The organism is Streptomyces sp. DSM 116795 (genome assembly GCF_055792905.1).
This window is the reverse complement of record NZ_CM147707.1, coordinates 3,060,491-3,077,737: the sequence shown is the minus strand read 5'-3', so window position 1 is coordinate 3,077,737 and position 17,247 is coordinate 3,060,491. Positions and strand designations below refer to the sequence as shown.

Annotated in this window: 17 protein-coding genes; 7 read left to right on the top strand and 10 right to left on the bottom strand. The window is 72.5% G+C overall.

What is annotated here, in order from left to right; translation table 11 throughout:
- The first annotated feature begins 33 nt into the window (after positions 1–33).
- Positions 34–642, top strand: coding sequence for a GTP cyclohydrolase I FolE (gene folE / locus ACSMXX_RS13210; RefSeq protein WP_473184217.1), 609 nt, complete (start codon positions 34–36; stop codon positions 640–642).
- 207 nt (positions 643–849) lie between these two features.
- Here folE and ACSMXX_RS13205 read toward each other — a convergent pair whose 3' ends face one another.
- The 8 genes from ACSMXX_RS13205 to ACSMXX_RS13170 form a co-directional block, all read right to left on the bottom strand.
- Entirely contained in the window at positions 850–1,344 is a 495-nt protein-coding gene (locus tag ACSMXX_RS13205) for a DUF3180 domain-containing protein (RefSeq protein WP_473184216.1), read from the bottom strand.
- Between the two features lie 14 nt (positions 1,345–1,358).
- A complete protein-coding gene (gene folK, locus ACSMXX_RS13200) occupies positions 1,359–1,955 on the bottom strand; it encodes a 2-amino-4-hydroxy-6-hydroxymethyldihydropteridine diphosphokinase (RefSeq protein ID WP_473184215.1) in 597 nt (198 codons plus the stop codon).
- Positions 1,952–2,320, bottom strand: coding sequence for a dihydroneopterin aldolase (gene folB, locus ACSMXX_RS13195; RefSeq protein ID WP_473184214.1), 369 nt, complete (start codon positions 2,318–2,320; stop codon positions 1,952–1,954). Before folB ends, folK begins: the two co-directional genes overlap by 4 nt.
- 239 nt (positions 2,321–2,559) lie before the next feature.
- Positions 2,560–3,039: a nuclear transport factor 2 family protein gene (locus ACSMXX_RS13190; protein ID WP_473184213.1), complete on the bottom strand. Its 480-nt coding sequence runs from the start codon at positions 3,037–3,039 to the stop codon at positions 2,560–2,562.
- The gene (folP, locus tag ACSMXX_RS13185; RefSeq protein ID WP_473184212.1) at positions 3,036–4,043 is read right to left on the bottom strand and encodes a dihydropteroate synthase; all 1,008 of its coding nucleotides are present in this window, start codon (positions 4,041–4,043) and stop codon (positions 3,036–3,038) included. The genes ACSMXX_RS13190 and folP overlap by 4 nt, the downstream gene beginning before the upstream one ends.
- On the bottom strand, positions 4,040–4,525 hold the full coding sequence (locus ACSMXX_RS13180) for a rhodanese-like domain-containing protein (protein ID WP_473184211.1): 486 nt from the start codon (positions 4,523–4,525) through the stop codon (positions 4,040–4,042). The genes folP and ACSMXX_RS13180 overlap by 4 nt, the downstream gene beginning before the upstream one ends.
- Before the next feature lie 106 nt (positions 4,526–4,631).
- Entirely contained in the window at positions 4,632–5,168 is a 537-nt protein-coding gene (locus tag ACSMXX_RS13175) for a cupin domain-containing protein (RefSeq protein WP_473184765.1), read from the bottom strand.
- 350 nt (positions 5,169–5,518) lie between these two features.
- Entirely contained in the window at positions 5,519–6,712 is a 1,194-nt protein-coding gene (locus ACSMXX_RS13170; RefSeq protein ID WP_473184210.1) for an ABC transporter ATP-binding protein, read from the bottom strand.
- Positions 6,713–6,988: 276 nt separating this feature from the next.
- On the opposite strand from ACSMXX_RS13170, the gene ACSMXX_RS13165 reads away from it, so the two are divergent.
- From ACSMXX_RS13165 to ACSMXX_RS13150, 4 genes are all read left to right on the top strand, one after another.
- Positions 6,989–7,852, top strand: a complete 864-nt coding sequence (locus ACSMXX_RS13165) for an ABC transporter permease (RefSeq protein ID WP_473184764.1) — start codon at positions 6,989–6,991, stop codon at positions 7,850–7,852.
- 2 nt (positions 7,853–7,854) lie between these two features.
- Positions 7,855–8,661 carry an ABC transporter permease gene (locus tag ACSMXX_RS13160; RefSeq protein ID WP_473184763.1) on the top strand — a complete coding sequence of 269 codons (807 nt, stop codon included), beginning with the start codon at positions 7,855–7,857 and terminating at the stop codon, positions 8,659–8,661.
- A gap of 134 nt (positions 8,662–8,795) precedes the next feature.
- Positions 8,796–9,800 (top strand): ABC transporter substrate-binding protein, encoded by a 1,005-nt coding sequence (locus ACSMXX_RS13155; protein WP_473184762.1) that lies wholly within the window; start codon positions 8,796–8,798, stop codon positions 9,798–9,800.
- 162 nt (positions 9,801–9,962) lie between these two features.
- Positions 9,963–12,302: a hypothetical protein gene (locus ACSMXX_RS13150; protein WP_473184209.1), complete on the top strand. Its 2,340-nt coding sequence runs from the start codon at positions 9,963–9,965 to the stop codon at positions 12,300–12,302.
- Positions 12,303–12,389: 87 nt separating this feature from the next.
- Here the strand turns inward: ACSMXX_RS13150 and ACSMXX_RS13145 are convergent, their stop codons facing one another.
- Positions 12,390–13,583 (bottom strand): NADH-quinone oxidoreductase subunit D, encoded by a 1,194-nt coding sequence (locus ACSMXX_RS13145; protein WP_473184208.1) that lies wholly within the window; start codon positions 13,581–13,583, stop codon positions 12,390–12,392.
- A gap of 96 nt (positions 13,584–13,679) precedes the next feature.
- Between ACSMXX_RS13145 and ACSMXX_RS13140 the strand changes: the two genes are divergently transcribed.
- Complete coding sequence (locus ACSMXX_RS13140) at positions 13,680–14,270, top strand: PH domain-containing protein (RefSeq protein WP_473184207.1); 591 nt, start codon at positions 13,680–13,682, stop codon at positions 14,268–14,270.
- A gap of 22 nt (positions 14,271–14,292) precedes the next feature.
- Positions 14,293–15,957, top strand: coding sequence for a PH domain-containing protein (locus tag ACSMXX_RS13135; RefSeq protein ID WP_473184206.1), 1,665 nt, complete (start codon positions 14,293–14,295; stop codon positions 15,955–15,957).
- Here ACSMXX_RS13135 and ACSMXX_RS13130 read toward each other — a convergent pair.
- Positions 15,943–17,085 carry an SAM-dependent methyltransferase gene (locus ACSMXX_RS13130; protein WP_473184761.1) on the bottom strand — a complete coding sequence of 381 codons (1,143 nt, stop codon included), beginning with the start codon at positions 17,083–17,085 and terminating at the stop codon, positions 15,943–15,945. The genes ACSMXX_RS13135 and ACSMXX_RS13130 overlap by 15 nt on opposite strands.
- Between the last annotated feature and the right edge of the window lie 162 nt (positions 17,086–17,247).

Genomic DNA, 17,247 nt, shown 5'->3' with positions numbered 1-17,247 from the left:
TTGTTTACACAGGTACCAGGAACGAGGCATCACATGACCGATCCGGTGACGCTCGGTGGAGAGGGCGATTTCACGCCAGCCGACTTCGACGAGAAGCGGGCGGAGAACGCCGTGCGCGAGCTGCTGATCGCGGTCGGTGAGGACCCGGACCGCGAGGGGCTGCTGGAGACCCCCTCCCGTGTGTCGCGGGCGTACAAGGAGCTGTTCGCCGGCCTGCACCAGCGTCCCGAGGACGTGCTGACGACCACCTTCGACCTCGGGCACGACGAGATGGTCCTGGTGAAGGACATCGAGGTGTTCAGCACGTGTGAGCACCATCTGGTGCCGTTCCACGGCGTCGCGCACGTCGGCTACATCCCGTCCGCCGACGGGAAGATCACGGGCCTGTCGAAGCTGGCACGGCTCGTCGACGTCTACGCCCGGCGGCCCCAGGTCCAGGAGCGGCTGACCACGCAGATCGCCGAGTCGCTGATGCGGATACTGGAGCCGCGCGGGGTGATCGTCGTCGTCGAGTGCGAGCACATGTGCATGTCCATGCGCGGCATACGGAAGCCGGGCGCCAAGACCGTCACGTCCGCGGTACGCGGGCAACTGCGGGACGCCGCGACGCGCTCCGAGGCGATGAGCCTGATTCTGCGCTGAGCCCTGAGGAACGCCGCCCGAGGCGCCCGGTGATCACCGCCGTGCAGCGTTCAGCGTCGTCGCCCACGTCATCGGCGAAGCGGTGGCGCTGCGAGCGCTGCTGCTGGAAGAAGCGAGCTACGTGGACCTGACGTCTTCGACGCGGTAAGCGGCGGTGAATGGGAGCCCCGTGCGTCTGGTGCAGGGCCGGAGGACCGAAGGGCGACGTCAGGCTGCCGGAGCGGCCGACGGGCCGTCGTTGTCGTCCTCGTCGTCGGGGAGACGGCAGACCCGTTCCAGGAAGATCGCCGTCGCGACCACCGCGATCCCGGCAAGTACGGACAGGCCCGCGTAGACCGTCTGGTCCTGGCGTGCCGGAGCCTCCGACGGGTCCATCAGCAGGGCGACTCCGACGCCTCCGTAGATGCCGGAGACCAGGGAGGCCACCAGTGCGCTGGCGTGCCCGAAGAGGACGGCACGCGCCGCCATCATCGGATCCACGCCCTTGGCGCCCGGTTCGCGTTCGCGCTGTGCCTTGAGGCGCGAGCGCAATGAGAGAGCGGTGGCCAGCAGCACGGTGGCGATGATCGCCAGTACGACCGGAGCCGCGACGGGCACCGCCGGCAGCGTGCCCAGGGAACTCCACAGCCGGGCGACCGCCCAGGCCAGTACCCCGGCTACGACGAAGACACCCGCAAGGACGGGGATACGCAGTTCCTTCACGGGGTTCCCAACGACTACTCGGGCAGGCTGAGTTCCAGGTCCGTACGGGCTGCGACGCCTTCGTGGCCGAGCGAGGCCAACAGCTCCGCCACCGCTCCGTGGCCGGGCACTTCGGCGCCCGGGTCCACGTCGTGCCACGGCACCAGGACGAAGGCCCGTTCGTGGGCCCGCGGGTGAGGCAGCGTCAGTCTCGGGTCGTCGGAGACGACGTCCTGGTAGGAGACGATGTCGACGTCGATGGTGCGCGGCCCCCAGTGCTCGTCCCGCACCCGTTCCAGGGCCTCTTCGATCGCGTGTCCGCGCTCCAGCAGAGAGCCGGGCGGCAGGGTCGTCCGTACGAGCACGACGGCGTTGAAGTACGAGGCCTGGCTGCCGGGATCCACTCCCCACGGCTCCGTCTCGTAGACGGGCGAGACCGCGAGGACCTTCATCCCCGGGGTGTCGGCGAGTGCGTCGACGGCGCTCTGCAGCCGCTCGAGGCGGTTGCCCACATTGCTGCCGAGAGCGATCACCGCCTGCTGCGGGTTCTGAAGGGTGGTGTCGGCCGCATCCACCTGATGCACGACGGAGGCGGGCACCGGCTGTACGGTCGGGTCACTGTTCGGCGTCATGCGCGGCTCCGCTTGATAGTGATGGTCACGTCGTCGAAGGGCACGGTGATCGGGGCGTCCGGCTTGTGCACGACCACCTCTGCCACCTGCACGCGCGTGTGCGAGAGACAGGCGTCGGCGATCCGCTCGGCGAGGGTCTCGATCAGGTCGACGGGCTCTCCCTCGACGATCCCGACGATCTCCTCGGCCAGAACGCCGTAGTGAACGGTCTTCGTGAGGTCGTCGTCGCCCGCGGCGGGCCGGGTGTCGAGGCCGAGCTCCACGTCCACGACGAAGATCTGACCCTCCTCCCGTTCCCGCTCGAGGACTCCGTGATGCCCGCGGGCCCGAAGGCCCCGCAGTGCGAGGTGGTCCACGCGTATCACTCCCGTCCTCTGTCCTGGTCGCAGCGGCGCGGCGCGCCCTCTCCGCATCGAATCTACCCGCGGGCGGCCCAGCCACCTGCTCGGGGCGGGTGCCTACCCGACAGCGCCGAGGCCCACGCTCGCATTCCGGCCGAGCTGCTGCGAAGGAGTGGTACGGGCCACACCGGGGGTGGCGCGAACGGGGTCGGCCGCCGGGGTGCGGCGGGTGCCGCCGGGGCGTGAGGCGGCTGGGCCGTGCGTCAGAGCTGGACGTCGCCGTCGTCGAGGCCGCCCTCGTCCTCGTCCTCGCCCTCGCGCTCGACCAGGACCGGCGACCCGTGGTGCGACCACACCTTCCAGCGGCCGCCCTCGTCGCGACGGAAGACGTTGGTGGCGACGACGAGCCCGCCGACGAGGGGGCCCGCGGAGCCGTCGTCCTCGGCGGGGCCGCCGCTGAGGATGTTCTCGGTGCAGTTCACGAGCGCGGTGTCGCCGTGCACCGACACCTCGACGTCCGTCAGGAAGAACTGCACGTAGTCCGTGTTCGCCATGATCAGGGCGTAAGAGCGCAGCACCTCCTCCCGGCCGGTGAGAACCGGCCAGCCGGGGTGTACGACGCTGATGCCGTCGTCCATCCACAGGGTCTGCAGGGCTTCCAGGTCGGCGTGCTCCACCGCGTCGTACAGGGCGGTGTTGGCGGCTTCGACCGCCTCGATGTCCGTACTGGCGCCCCGGCTCACCCTTGCCGCCTCGTGGTCTCGGTGCTGCCGGCGTGATCCGGGGCCTCTTGGCCCCCCGAGCTCCCAGGGCTCCCTGGGCTCCCTGGGCTGCCGGGGTTCGCCGGGCTTCCGGGGTCGGCGGCGTCGGCGTCCGGGAGGCCGGTGGCGCTTTCGACGGCGTGTACGACGCGGACGGCGTCCGCGCTCGCCCGCACCTCGTGCACGCGCACCGCCCAGGCGCCCTCGCGGGCGGCGATGGCCGAGACGGCGGCGGTGGCGGCGTCCCGTTCACGAGCCGGCGGCAGCGGTACGGGTGCGCCGTCGGTGCCGGCGAGCACGCGGCCCAGGAACCGCTTGCGCGAGGCGGCCACGAGCAGCGGCCTGCCCAGCTCCTCGCGCAGCCGGCCGAGCTCCGCGACGAGGCGCAGATCGTGCTGGGCCTGCTTGGCGAAGCCCAGCCCGGGGTCGGCCACGATCCGGTCCGGGGAGACACCGCCGTCCACCGCGCGGTCCAGGCCGGCCCGCAACTCCGCGACGACCTCCGCGATGACGTCGCCGTAGACGGCGCGGTTGTTCATGTCGATGGACTGGCCGCGCCAGTGCATGACCACGAAGGGCACCTCCGCGGCCGCGACCGCGGGGACCATCCGCGGGTCGGCGAGGCCTCCGCTGACGTCGTTGACGAGCACCGCGCCCGCCTCCAGCGCCTGCTCCGCGACGGAGGCCCGCATGGTGTCGACGCTGACGAGCACGTCCTCGGAGGCCAGGCCGCGGACCACGGGAAGCACCCGCCGCAGCTCCTCGGCCTCGTCGACGCGGGGGGCGCCGGGACGCGTGGACTCGCCGCCGACGTCGACCAGGTCCGCGCCCTCGGCGACGAGGTCGAGGCCGCGCTTGACCGCGGCCTCGCTGTCGAACCACTTGCCGCCGTCGGAGAAGGAGTCCGGAGTGACGTTGACCACCCCCATCACGGCACAGCGGTTCCAGTCCGGGAGTCCGGTGACGCGGCCACGCGATGGGTTCATGTCTCCAGCGTAGGGCGCGCGTCCTCTCCGGGGGCGACGGGTGGGGAGACGGGGAGTCCGGCGGCACGCCATGACTGGAAGCCGCCGTCGAGGTCCGTCGCCCGGTGAAGACCGAGCTCGCGGAGGGAACGGGCGGCGAGGCTGGAGGCGTAACCCTCGTTGCACACCACCACGACGGGCAGGTCCAAGCCGGTGGCCTCGGGGGAGCGGTGCGGACACGTCGGGTCCAGACGCCACTCCAGCTCGTTGCGCTCGACGATCAGGGCCCCGGGGATGGTGCCGTCCCGCTCCCGCAGGGCCGCGTAGCGGATGTCCACCAGCAGTGCGCCCTCCTCACGCCGGGCGCGTGCGGCGTCCTGGGCGGTGATGCGGGTGAGGTCCGAACGCGCCGCTTCCAGCAGGGAGTCGACGCGGCTCGGGCCGGTGCCGGTGCCGTCGGCGGGCGGCTGCGGTGCGGCGGGCCGTTGCGGTACGCCGGTCATTCCCGCTCCTCCCCTCGGCCGTCGGGGTCCGGGAGGCCCGCACGCCGCCCGCGCTGCTGCAGGGAAGGCGCTGTGCCCGTACGGCTGTGGCTGCAGCAGCGGTGCATCAGTCCCACTCTCCCGGGCGCTCGACCTGCTCCAGGCGCAGCAGTGCGCCCGTACGGCTGTAGCGGCGCATCAGCGGCAGTGGCGGGTAGTAGGCGTGGACGGAGACGGCGTGCTCCTCCTCCGTCTCGTTGAGCACCTGGTGGACATGGTGGGCGCCGAAGGCGCGTCCCCGGCCCGCGGTCAACTGCCGCTCGCGGTCCACGCCGTCCGCGAGTTCCAGCGTCTTCCAGCCCTCGGTGGGAAGCCGGGCGGCGAGGGACTGTTCGGTGAGGCGGCCCCGGGCGGTCGCGAAGGCGCCGTGGGAGCCGCCGTGGTCGTGCCAGCCCGTACCGGTGCCGGGGGGCCAGCTGATGATCCATGCCTCGCTGCCGCCCGGGCCGTTGAGCCGCAGCCAGGTGCGGCCCTCGGGGTCGATGGGGAGTGAGGCGATGAGCCCGGCGTCGGCGACCGTCTCACGTACGAAGTCGAGGAGCTGGGCCTGAGTGGGCGCGGGTGCCGATGCGGGCTCCGCGGAACCGGAGCCGGAGTCGGACACAGGTGTTGCGGGGGATGCGGATGACACGGAGAACCGTCCTGGGTGTGATCGAGGGCACGCGCTCACGAAGAGCGCGCGGAATGGCCTGACTTGATCAGCAGGACGGACGACACAGGCAGCCCACGTAGCGGAGCAGGTCCAGGTGGACCCTCCGCCAGGGGTGCAACGCGGTGCCGTTCATGCGGTGGAGTACAGCACGAGACCCCCGGGCGGTCAACTTGCGTCCGCATGCTGCCGGGTGGACGGACGGGCCACCGGAACTCCCGGCGTACGGCGTGCTCACGCCTCTCCGGAAGTGCCTCCCGGCCGTGATGCCCATGCCTCTCAGGCCGCGTCCCCGGCCGTGGTGCTCATGCGTCGCCGATCGTCTCCAGCTCCACCTCTTCGCGGCGTACTTCACGCTCGTCCGCGTCGATGGAGCGGCGCAGCGCCTCGTGCAGGCTGCCCGGCGTCAGTACGCCGACGAAGCGGTCCGCGTCGTCCAGCACCGCGATCCAGCCGGCGTCGTGCTGGAGCATGCTGCTGAAGGCCTGCTTGAGGGGCGAACCCAGCGGCAGCCAGGCCTCCATGCGGCGCGCGTGGTCCGCGACGGTAGCTCGGTCCGCGACAGTCGCAGCGCTCTCCGCGGCCTTGCCGCCGTCCAGCGCGTCGGCCGCGAGCCATCCGTGCAGTTCGTCCGCGTCGTCCAGCACCACGGCCCAGCGTGCGCCTTCGCTGCGCATGCGGGTGCGGGCCTTGTCGATCGGGTCGTCCAGATGGACGACCGGCGGCTCCTCCAGGTCGCCGCGCTCGATAGGGGTCACCGACAGCCGCTTCAGTCCGCGGTCGGCGCCCACGAAGTCCGCGACGTACGGGGTGGCCGGTGCGCCCAGCACCTTCGCCGGAGGGTCGAACTGCTCGATGCGGCCGTCCCCGTACACCGCGATGCGGTCGCCGAGCCGGACGGCCTCCTCGATGTCGTGCGTGACGAAGAGCACCGTCTTGTGCAGCGTGGACTGGAGCTTCAGGAACTCGTTCTGCAGATGCTCGCGCACGACCGGGTCGACGGCGCCGAACGGTTCGTCCATGAGCAGCACCGGCGGGTCCGCCGCGAGCGCACGCGCGACGCCGACGCGTTGCCGCTGGCCGCCGCTGAGCTGGTCCGGGTAGCGGTCGCCGTAGCGGGCGGGGTCGAGGCCCACCAGGTCCAGCAGCTCGGCCGCGCGCTTGCGGCGCTCGGTCTTGGACCAGCCCAGCAGGAAGGGGACGGTGGCGGTGTTGTCGAGCACCGTCTTGTGCGGGAAGAGACCCACCTGCTGGATGACGTAGCCGATGCGGCGGCGGAGTTCGACCGGGTCGACGGCGGAGATGTCCTCGCCGTCGAGCAGGATCCGCCCCGAGGTCGGTTCGATGAGCCTGTTGACCATCTTCATCGTCGTCGTCTTGCCGCAGCCGGACGGCCCGACGAGGGTGACGAGCTCGCCTCGCGCCACCTCCAGCGACAGCTCGTGCACGGCGGTCGTGCGGTCCGGGTAGCGCTTTGTGACGTTCTCGAAGCGGATCATCTTCTCATTCTCATCGCTCGGCTCGGGCGCGGGATGCGGTCGCGGGTCCGGTCGCGGACCCCGTCCGCGCATTCTTCCGGGGCCTGTATGAAGTGTGTGTTGCAGGAGTGTGGCAGTTCGAAGCGGCTGTCGGTAGCGGACTGTAAGGTCTCCCGGCATGCTTACGGGCGCACGGAGGCGCCCCTGCCGGAGGGCCGGAGGTGCCGGGCGTGAGCGGTCTGCGGCGGGCAGAGCGAGCGGGGTGAGCGGATGAGTGTGTTGAGCGGGGTGAGCGGATTGAACGGGACCGGGCACGCGGCGGTCCTCGCCCGAGCTGCCGCGGAGCAGGGGGGCGACTGCCTCTCCGCGAACGACTGGATCTGCGCCGAGTACGTGCGTACACGCGGCCAGGAGCTGACCGACGCCACCGTCGAGCATGTCGGGATCACCGTCGCTTCGGTGCTGCTGGCGCTGCTGGTCGCCTTCCCGCTCGCGCTCGCCGCCCGCCGCTGGCAGCGCGCCCACGGGCCCGTGCTGGGGCTGACCACGGTCCTCTACACGGTTCCGTCGCTGGCGATGTACGCGCTGCTGCTCCCCCTGTTCGGGGTGGGCGCGGCGGTCGTCGTGACGGGGCTGGTGCTCTATTCGCTCACCGTGCTCGTACGGAACATCCTGGCCGGTCTGGAATCCGTCCCCGAGGAGTCCCGTGAGGCGGCGCGCGGCATGGGATACGGCCCGTACCGGCTGCTCTTCGGGGTGGAGATGCCGCTTGCGCTGCCCGCGTTGATGGCCGGTGTGCGCATCGCGACGGTTTCGGCGGTGGCGCTGACGACTGTCGGGGCGATCGTCGGGTTCGGCGGTCTCGGCAACCTCATCTACGACGGCATGGACAGCTTCTTCAGGGCGCAGGTGCTGACCGCGTCGGTCATCTGCGTGCTGCTGGCGGTGCTCGCCGACGCGCTGCTGCTGGGGCTGCAGCGGCTGCTGACCCCGTGGGCCCGTACGGGCAGGCGAGGGCGGGGCCTCGGGCGTACCGGCGGATCGGACGGTGCGGAGACCGCGACCGGCGCGGGCGATGGGGGCGGCGCACGCGGGGACGGAGCGGACGGCGCGGCCGGCCGTGTCCGTGTGGCGCCGGAGCCGGCCGGCAAGGGGGCGTGACCGTGGGCTTCTTCGTGGACGCATGGACGTGGCTGACGACGGGCGCCAACTGGGCGGGCGGCGACGGCGTGACGCACCGGCTCACCGAGCACCTCTACCTGACCGTGGTCTGTCTCGGCATCGCCTGCGCCGTCGCGCTGCCCGTCGCCCTGTGGCTCGGGCATGTGGGCAGGGGCGGCGCGCTCGCCGTGAACATCTCCAACGTCGGCCGCGCGGTGCCGACCTTCGCCGTGCTGGTGCTGCTGACGCTGAGTCCCCTCGGCAAGTACGGCGACGTTCCGACGATCGTCGCGCTGGTGCTCTTCGCGATGCCGCCGCTGCTGACCAACGCGTACGTCGGGATGCGCGAGGCGGACCGTGACGTGGTGGAGGCGGCCCGCGGAATGGGCATGTCCGGGTGGCAGCTGCTGGGCCGCGTCGAAGTACCTCTGGCCTTCCCGCTGATCATGACGGGTGTGCGGTCGGCCGCCGTGCAGGTCGTGGCGACCGCGACGCTCGCCGCGCTGCCGGGAGGGGGCGGGCTCGGGCGGATCATCACCGCCGGATTCGGGACGTACGACACTCCGCAGGTGGTCGCCGGCGCCGCGCTGGTCGCGGCGCTCGCGCTGCTCGTGGAGGGGGTGCTCGTCGTCGCCGAGCGGCTGCTGGACCCGATGCGGGGCCGCCGCGGGAGCGGGAAGCCGCGGGCCGGGAGGTCCGGGAGCTCCGGTGAACCGCGCCGGTCCGGGGACGGGGGGTGGGGGCCGCATTCCCCTTCGACGCCCCGGGGCTTCGATGAAAAGGTGATTCCCGCGCAGTCGACGTCCTGACCGCCTACCGCTTACCCGCCCTGTCTCCGACCGTTGCCGCTTACCGCTTACCGATGACTACGACTTGGCCGGCCTGGGGTTCCGACGCCTCGGGTGACCCCGTACTCCGTACCCCTGAACGAACGGTGGACATGATGAATGAGGCAGCAGACCGGAACCGCCGGAGCCCCTTGAGCCCCGCGGGCCCTCGTAGGACGCGCACCCTGCTGGCCGCCGGCGGCGCGGTGGCCGTGCTGGCCACCGGCCTGACCGCGTGTGGCGGCAACAGCCTGGAGAAGGAGGGCGGCGGCTCGGCGGACGGCGGTTCCAAGGGCGAACTCGTCGTCGGCTCGGCCGGGTTCACCGAGTCGCAGATCATGGCCGAGCTCTACTCGAAGCTGCTGGCCAAGGCCGGCTACAGCACCTCGATCAGCAAGCTGAAGAACCGCGAGCTGTACGAACCCGCCCTGGAGAAGGGCGAGATCGACGTCGTACCGGAGTACGCGGCGACGCTCGCCGAGTCCCTGAACGCCAAGGAGAAGGGGCCGGACGCGAAGCCCGTCGCCTCCAACGACGTCGACGAGACGGTCACCGCGCTGGAGAAGCTCGCGAAGCCCCGCGGCCTGAAGGTGCTGCCCGCCGGAGAGGCCGTCGACCAGAACGCGTTCGCGGTCACCGAGAAGTTCGCGAAGAAGCACAAGCTCAAGACCCTCTCGGATCTGGGTGACTCGGGTGAGAAGGTCAAGCTCGCGGCGAGCGACGAGTGCGAGGAGCGGCCCTTCTGCCGCCCCGGCCTGGAGAAGTCCTACGGCATCGACATCACCGGCATCGACCCCAAGGGCGTCGGGACGACCCAGGCGAAGGAGGCCGTCAAGGACGGCACCGACCAGATGGTGCTGACGACCACGACCGACGCCACCCTCAAGGACTTCGGACTCGTGCTCCTGGAGGACGACAAGGGCCTGCAGAACGCCGACAACGTGCTGCCGGTCGTGAACGCGAAGAAGGCGGGCGGTAAGAACGTGGCCGCGGCTCTGGAGAAGCTGACCAAGGTTCTCACCACCAAGGACCTCGCCGACCTCAACAGGAAGGTGGACGCCGAGCGGCAGAAGCCGAAGGACGTCGCCGAGGAGTACCTGAAGGCGAAGAACCTGCTCTGACGCGCCTTCCGGGGGCCTTCGGACGACGCCGCCCGGACGCCCGGAGCGAGGAATTCCAGAAGGGGACAGCCGAGGCGAAAGAGGACAGCACCGGGTTGTGGCGGCGTAACAATGCCCCTTGTCCGGTGCCTGACCGGAGTCTTGCAAGGTACATTCCAGGCCATGCCTCGTGGACGTCATCGCCATTCGCAGCCACTGCACCGGGCCCTCGCCCCGGCAACCGTCACAGTGGCCGCGCTGCTCTGCGCGGGAGGCGCCTGGCTGTTCGGTGAAGCCGGTGTCGGTGACACGGACACGGTGCTCCTTCGCGTCTGTTCTGCCGCTGCCGCAGCGGCCGCCGTGACCGGTGCCGTACTGCTGCGGGCGTGGGACCGGGCGGCGGGCAAACGCGTCGGCGAACTGAAGGCCAAGCAGGCGAGCACGGAGTGGCGGGCCGAGGAGCGGCAGGCCGAACTGGAAAGCGAGCTCGAGGAGTTCCGCCAGGCGCGCGAGAAGACGCGGGGCCGGCTGCGGGACAAGCGCTCGGAGCTTGCCCGGCTGCGCAGCGAACACGCGGACCTGCTCCGCCGGTACGCACATGCCGAGACCGAGCGGGCGAGCGCGCTGGAGGGGCGCCGGCAGCTGGAACTGGAGTCCGGCGAGCCGACGAAGGCCCTCACGGCGGCGGCGACCGACCACCGTCAGCCGTCGGGCGCACCGACTCCGCTGACGTATCTGCAGGCGAACGAGGCGCTGCGGAACCTCAGCCGCAACCTCGCACGGAAGCAGGAGCGCGAAGAGCGGGAGCGCGAGGAGCAGGAGCTCGAGGAGCGGGAACGGGAGGAGGCCCTCCGCAGGGAGCGCGAGCTGCGCGAACAGGAGCGGGAGGCCGTACGGCAGGCGGCACTGCACAAGCAGGGGCCCGCGCCGGTTGAGGAGCGCCGTCCTGTCGAGGCGGAGAGCGGAAAGTTCGACTTCTTCGGTACGGGGAGCACGGGTAAGCCGAAGCGGCGCGCGAAGCGGCTGCCGGCCCCTCATGCCGCGGCGACGGCGTCGTCCGTACCGTCCAGGGCGCGTGAGCCCCGGGAGGCGGCCGAGCTGTTCGAGCGGCGCGAGGCGCGTGAGGCGGGTGAAGCGCGGGAGCCCCGGGAGGCGGCTGAGGGTGCTGCGACCGCCGAGGGTGCTGTGAACGCCGAGGACGGCGTCGATGCCGCCGCTCAGGCAGAAGGTGCCGCGAAGGCAGAGGCGCCGGGTACGGACGAAGGCACGCGGTCCGCGGTGAACGGCCGGGACACCCGGCACGGTTCGGACAAGCCGCCTTCACCGCCCGCCGGGTCGGCGAACCGTAAGGACTCCGTGACGGAAGCGCCCAAGGAGCCCGAGAAGTCCAAGGAGTCGGAGAGGTCCAAGGAGTCGGAGAAGCCCAAGGACCCGACCGCGAGGGCGAGTTCCGGGCCTTCGGCTGCACGGACGAGCCCCGGACGGGAGGAGCCGGGGACCCGTTCCGGCACAGGACCGGCGACAACGGCCCAGGCCCCGTCGGGCAGACATGCCAAGCGTGACGAGGCCGCGCAGCAAGAGCCGTCGGCGTCGGAGCCCGTGGTGGGGGCGTCCGGGCCCGATGTCGCGACCCGGGGTGGTCCGGTTACGGATTCCCCGTCCTCGGGTGGCTCCAAGCCGCCCGGGCGCGAAGCCCGTTCGGAGACCGGCAAGCCCGCAGGGCAGACCGTTCCCGCGGACTTGAAGAAGCCCGGTGAGGCAGCGAAGCCGGGCAACGAGAAAGAACCCGTCAAGAGGGAGCGGGACGGGGACGGCCCGGCCGAGAAGGCCGAAGCGGCCGCCGGACCGAAGCCCGGGGCGGAGAACAAGCCCGAGCAAAAGCCGGAGCAGAAGCCCGATCCCCTGGCCGGTGGAAAGCCGGATCCGGCCGCGAAGCCCGATCCGGCCGCGAAGCCGGAAGGCGATCCGTCCGCCGGCAAGCGGGAACCGGCTCCGTCTGCCGACAAGAGGCCGCAGCCGGAGAAGAGCGCTGAGCCGGAGTCGAAGTCCGAGCCGGAACCGGAGTCCGAGACGGAGCCGAAGCCCGAGACGGGATCGAAGCCCCAGGCCGGATCCAAGCCGGAGACGGGATCAAAGCCCGGGACGGAGTCGAAGCCGGAGGCCGAGCCGAAGCCCGAGGCCGGAACCAAGGCCGAGGCCGGAACCAAGCCCGAGACCGGGCCGAAGTCCGAAAAGGAGCCGAATTCCGGGACGGGGTCGAAGCCCGAGCCGGAGTCGAAGCCCGAGGCCGGGTTCAAGCCCGAGGCCGGGTCCAAGCCCGAGCCCGGATCCAAGCCCGAGCCCGGATCCAAGCCCGAGCCCGGGCCGAATTCCGAGACCGGGTCGGACTCCGGGGCGGAGTCCGACCCCGAGCCGGAGGCGAAATCCGGGCCGAAGTCCGGGCCCTCCGCTCCCAAGCCCCGTGCGTCGACGTCGACGGGCTCCAAGCCGAAGTCCGACTCCGGGATGCGCAACGCCGGCTGAGCCGCAGGCTCGGCACGGTCCTCGACCCGTCCGGACGTGGCGCGCCCCGGGCGCCCAACGCACGCACGCGCACGCACCCGCCGCGCACTACTTGTCGATGTCGCCGACCACGAAGAAGAACGACCCGAGGATCGCCACCATGTCGGCGACGAGCGTTCCCGGGAGCAGTTCCGTCAGCGCCTGGATGTTGTTGAACGAGGCCGAGCGGAGCTTCAGCCGGTACGGCGTCTTCTCTCCCTTGGAGACGAGGTAGTAGCCGTTGAGCCCGAGCGGGTTCTCCGTCCAGGCGTACGTCGCGCCCTCCGGCGCCTTGAGCACCTTCGGCAGCCGCTGGTTGACGGGCCCGGGCGGCAGTCCGGCGAGCCGGTCGAGGCAGGCGTCGGCCAGGTCGAGGGAGTTGTGCGCCTGTTCCAGCAGCACTTCGAAACGGGCGAGGCAGTCGCCGTCGGTGCGCGTTACGACCTTGAGGGTGTCCTGCAGTTCTCCGTACGCCAGGTACGGCTCGTCGCGGCGGAGGTCGAAGTCCACCCCCGAGGCGCGGGCGATGGGGCCGCTGACCCCGTACGCGTGAACGGTCGCCGGATCGAGGACGCCGACGCCGCGCGTACGCCCGCGGAAGATCTCGTTCCCTGTCACCAGGCGGTCGAAGGTGTCCATTCGCGACCGTACGGCGGCGACCGCATTCCTGGCACGGCGCTGCCAGCCGGCCGGAAGGTCCTCCTTCAGGCCGCCGACCCGGTTGAACATGTAGTGCATCCGGCCGCCGGAGACCTCCTCCATCACATGCTGCAGTTCCTCGCGTTCGCGGAACGCGTGGAAGACGGGCGTGATGCCGCCCAGTTCCAGCGGGTAGGAGCCGAGGAACATCAAGTGGTTGAGGACGCGGTTGAGTTCGGCGAGCAGCGTCCGTGTCCACACGGCGCGCTCGGGGACCTCCATGCCCAGCATGCGCTCCACGGCCAGTACGACACCGAGTTCGCTGGAGAAGGCGGACAGCCAGTCGTGACGGTTGGCGAGGACGATGATCTGCCGGTAGTCGCGGGCCTCGAAGAGCTTCTCCGCGCCCCGGTGCATGTAGCCCACGACGGGCTCGACCTCGCTGATCAGTTCCCCGTCCAGAACGAGCCGCAGCCGCAGCACCCCATGCGTGGAGGGGTGCTGAGGGCCGATGTTGAGCACCATGTCGGAGCTCTCCGCCGCGCCGCCGACGCCGACCGTGGTCTGCTTCCCCGGGCCGTCCGGCGTCGCGTCGGTGCCGTCCGTCATCGTCCGCTGACTCATGGGCTCAGTCTCGCACCCGTTCGCGCGGCGGCCACCGGCGGCGGTGTATCTCCCGGAGCCTGCCCGGCCGCACGTCACCGGCCGTAGGGTGGCCGCATGACGAGGGGGACGGGCAGGGCCGACGCCGGGAAGAGCGCCGGAAGCCTCGGAAGCGCGGAGACAGCCGAGAGCGAGGGCGGCTCGGAGATCGCAGGGACCGCCGCCGCCGGGGACGTACCCGCGCCGGACGGACGCTGGAACGGCGTCGAGCGTGCGCTGCTGCGGGTGCGCCGGCTCGTGCTGGTCTGCACGCTGCTGCCGCTCGCCGCCGTCACCGCGCTGCTGCTCTGGCTGACCGCCGGGCCCGTCTGGGCCGTGTTCGCGCTGCTGCCGCTCGCCGCCGTGGCATGGGGCTGGGGCGCGCTGGGGCGCAACTGGCGCTCGTGGCGGTACGCGGAGCGCGCCGACGACCTGCTCATCAGCCGCGGGGTGCTCTGGCGTCAGCTGACGGTGGTGCCGTACGGGCGCATGCAGCTCGTCGAGGTCACCTCCGGACCGCTGGAGCGGCGTTACGGCCTCGCCCGCGTCCAGCTGCACACCGCCGCCGCGACGACCGACGCCACGATCCCCGGGCTCGCACCGGACGAGGCGGAACGCCTGCGCGACAGGCTCACGGAACTCGGCGGCGCCAGGTCGGCGGGGCTGTGAGCCGGGCGGTGGGTACGGAGCTGTGAGCGAGGGGCAGGGAGAGACCGCGGACAACGGGGCGGCCGTGCGGGAAGGCACCGCACGGGCGGCACAGTCCGGCACCGGCTCGGGCTCCGGCACCGATACCAGCACCGGCACCGATCCCAGGACCGGCACCGGCACCGCTGCGGGTACCGGCACCGGGGCACCGCTGCCCGGCCGTCCGGAGGGCAAGCGGCTGCACCCCGTCACCCCGTGGCGCCGCGCATGGGCCCCGGTCGCCGGCTTGGTCGCCTTCTCGGTGCACGACTTCGAGCGCACCCGCGAATGGTTCACACATCTCACGACGGGCTGGCTGATCGCCGCCTTCGGCGTGCTGCTGCCGGTGGCGGCGGCCTACGGGTTCTTCTCCTGGTGGTTCACCAGCTACCTGGTCACCGACACCGAGCTGCGCATCCGTACGGGCCTCGTCTTCCGGCGCACCGCCCACATCCGGCTGGACCGCGTACAGGCAGTGGACGTGGGCAGGCCGCTGCTCGCCCGCGTCGCCGGGGTCGCCAAGCTCAAGCTGGACGTCGTCGGCACCGAGGCCAAGGACGAACTGGCCTTCCTCGGCGAGCGCGAGGCCGTCGCGCTGCGCGCCGAACTCCTCGCCCGCGCCGCCGGGATCGCCCCCGAAGCCGCACCGGAGGCGGGGGAGGCTCCTTCCCGGGAACTGCTGCGCGTCGGTACGCGCACGCTCGTCACGGGCCTGCTGCTCATGGGAACGGGCTGGGGCGCGCTCCTCGCGACGCTCCTCGTCCCCACCGTCGTCTACTTCGCCAGCGACAGCGTGCTGGGCGCCCTCGCCGCTCTCGTGCCGGCCCTGGGCGGGGTCTGGGCGAGCACCGGAGGGCGCTTCCTCAAGGAGTACGACTGGACGGTGGCCGAGTCGCCGGACGGTCTCCGCCTCGATCACGGCCTGCTGGACCGCGAGCACGCCACTGTGCCGCCGGGGCGTGTGCAGTCCGTACGGATCACCGAGCCGCTGCTGTGGCGGCGCCGCGGCTGGGTGCGCGTCGAACTGCAGATCGCCGGCGCGGGGAAGGACAAGGGCGGGGTGCTGATCCCGGTCGCACCGCGCGGCGACGCGGCCGTCGTCCTGGCCCGTGTGCTGCCGGGCGTGGATCTCGCGAGCGCGGCCGGTGCCGCCGCTCCGGTGCCGCGCCGTGCACGCTGGTGCGCGCCGCTGCTGTGGCGGGGTTACGGGCACGGGGCGACCGAGGCGGTCTTCGTCACCCGCAGCGGGCTGATCAGGCGCCGCGTCACGCTCGTCCCGCATGCGAAGGTGCAGAGCGTGCGCTTCGCGCAGGGGCCGTGGGAGCGCAGGATGCGCCTCGCGGACGTGGCCGTCGACCACGGTGCGAACGGCTGGACCGCCGCCCGGCTGCGAGACGCCGAGGAGGCGCGGGCCCTGGTGCACGCACAGGCGGAACGCTCCCGCACGGGCCGCCGGGAAGCAGGCCCGGAGCGCTGGATGACGGGCGGCGGCGGAGCCGGAGACGGGCAGGCCGCGGCCCCCGCGCAGGCCCCGGCAGCCTCGGACCCCCCGGCCTCCCCGGGCCCCCCGGCCCCAGCGGACGCCCCGTCCCCGTCCCCGGCCCCGGTGGACGAGGAGAGCCCGCCGGCGGGTCCGCCGGAGGCCGAGGGCCGGTCAGCCGAAGGGTGACGGGACGCCGCCGACAGGCTGCACCAGCCAGCTGAAGGCCCCCAGACCGGCCTTGTCGGTCAGCTCCGCGGCCTCCCCGGCGGACGCCAACTGCCGTACGTACGCGGCCGGGTCGCTTGACGCCAGCGAGAGCGGGGGACGGGCGCCGTCGATCCCCAGGGTGTGGAGGGCGTCGCGCTGGGAGCGCAGGACCGGCGGCGCGGAGCCCGCGGCGCCGCCCGTGCGGCGCCCATCCTGCCGCGCCGCGGCGGCTCGCGCGCCCGCCGCCGCGCACGCGTCCATCGCGACGTGCGCGGTCAGGTCCCGGCTGCCGTCCGGTACGGGGCGGACCTCGCGGCCGTCGAGGTAGCCGGTGAGCGTGCCGAAGGGCGGGCGGGCCTCGCGGAAGTGCGCGTAGTCGACGGCGACGGCGAGACCGCGGCTGAGGGCGCGCACGGCCCCGGCCCACGCCGCGTCGCGGGGAGACCCGATCTCGGCGCGCAGACCGCCCGCCTCAGCGTCGACGCCGCCGGCAGCTCCGAAGTCGGCAGCTCCGCCGCCGGCAGCTCCGCCGCCGGCAGCTCCGCCGCCGGCAGCTCCGCCGCCGGCAGCTCCGCCGTCGGCGTCGTCGGCACCGGGCACCTGGTCAAGCGCCGAGCCGGACTCGGACCCGGCCGGGGCGAGCGGCCACCAGCGGTCGAGCCACTCGGCGTCGGGTCCCCGCACGGGATCGCCGAGCCGCTCCGCCCCGTCGGACGGTCGTACCAGCACGGTCCGCGGCACACCGTCCGGGCCGGTCCCGGCGATGTCGAGGGGCACGTTGTCGAGCCACTCGTTCGCGAAGAGCAGCCCGGCCCGCTCCGCGGGTGCGGGCAGCCGGTGTGACCAGACGACGCGCTCGTCCAGCCCGTCGGGACGGGGCGCCCGCTCGACCGCGTACGGGCGCACGCGTGCGGAGACGTCCGTGGGCAGCGCCTCCAGTACGCCGGTGAGCAGCTCACCGCGGCCGGCGCCCACGTCCACCATGGCGAGTTCGCGGGGGCGGCCGAGCGCGTCATCGACGTGGCACAGCAGGCGGGCGACCGCGACCGCGAAGAGCGGCGAGGCGTGCACGGACGTACGGAAGTGGGCCGCGGGCGCCTCGCGCAGAAAGAAGCCGCCGCCGGGACCGCCGCCGGGACCGCCGCCGGGACCGCCGCCGGTCTCCCGGCCGTGCCGGTCCCGGTCCTCGCCCCCGTCCCGCTCCCCGTTCCGCTCCCGCTCGCCGTCCCCGCTCCCGTACAGCGCACGCTCGGCGGCTGCCCGCCATGG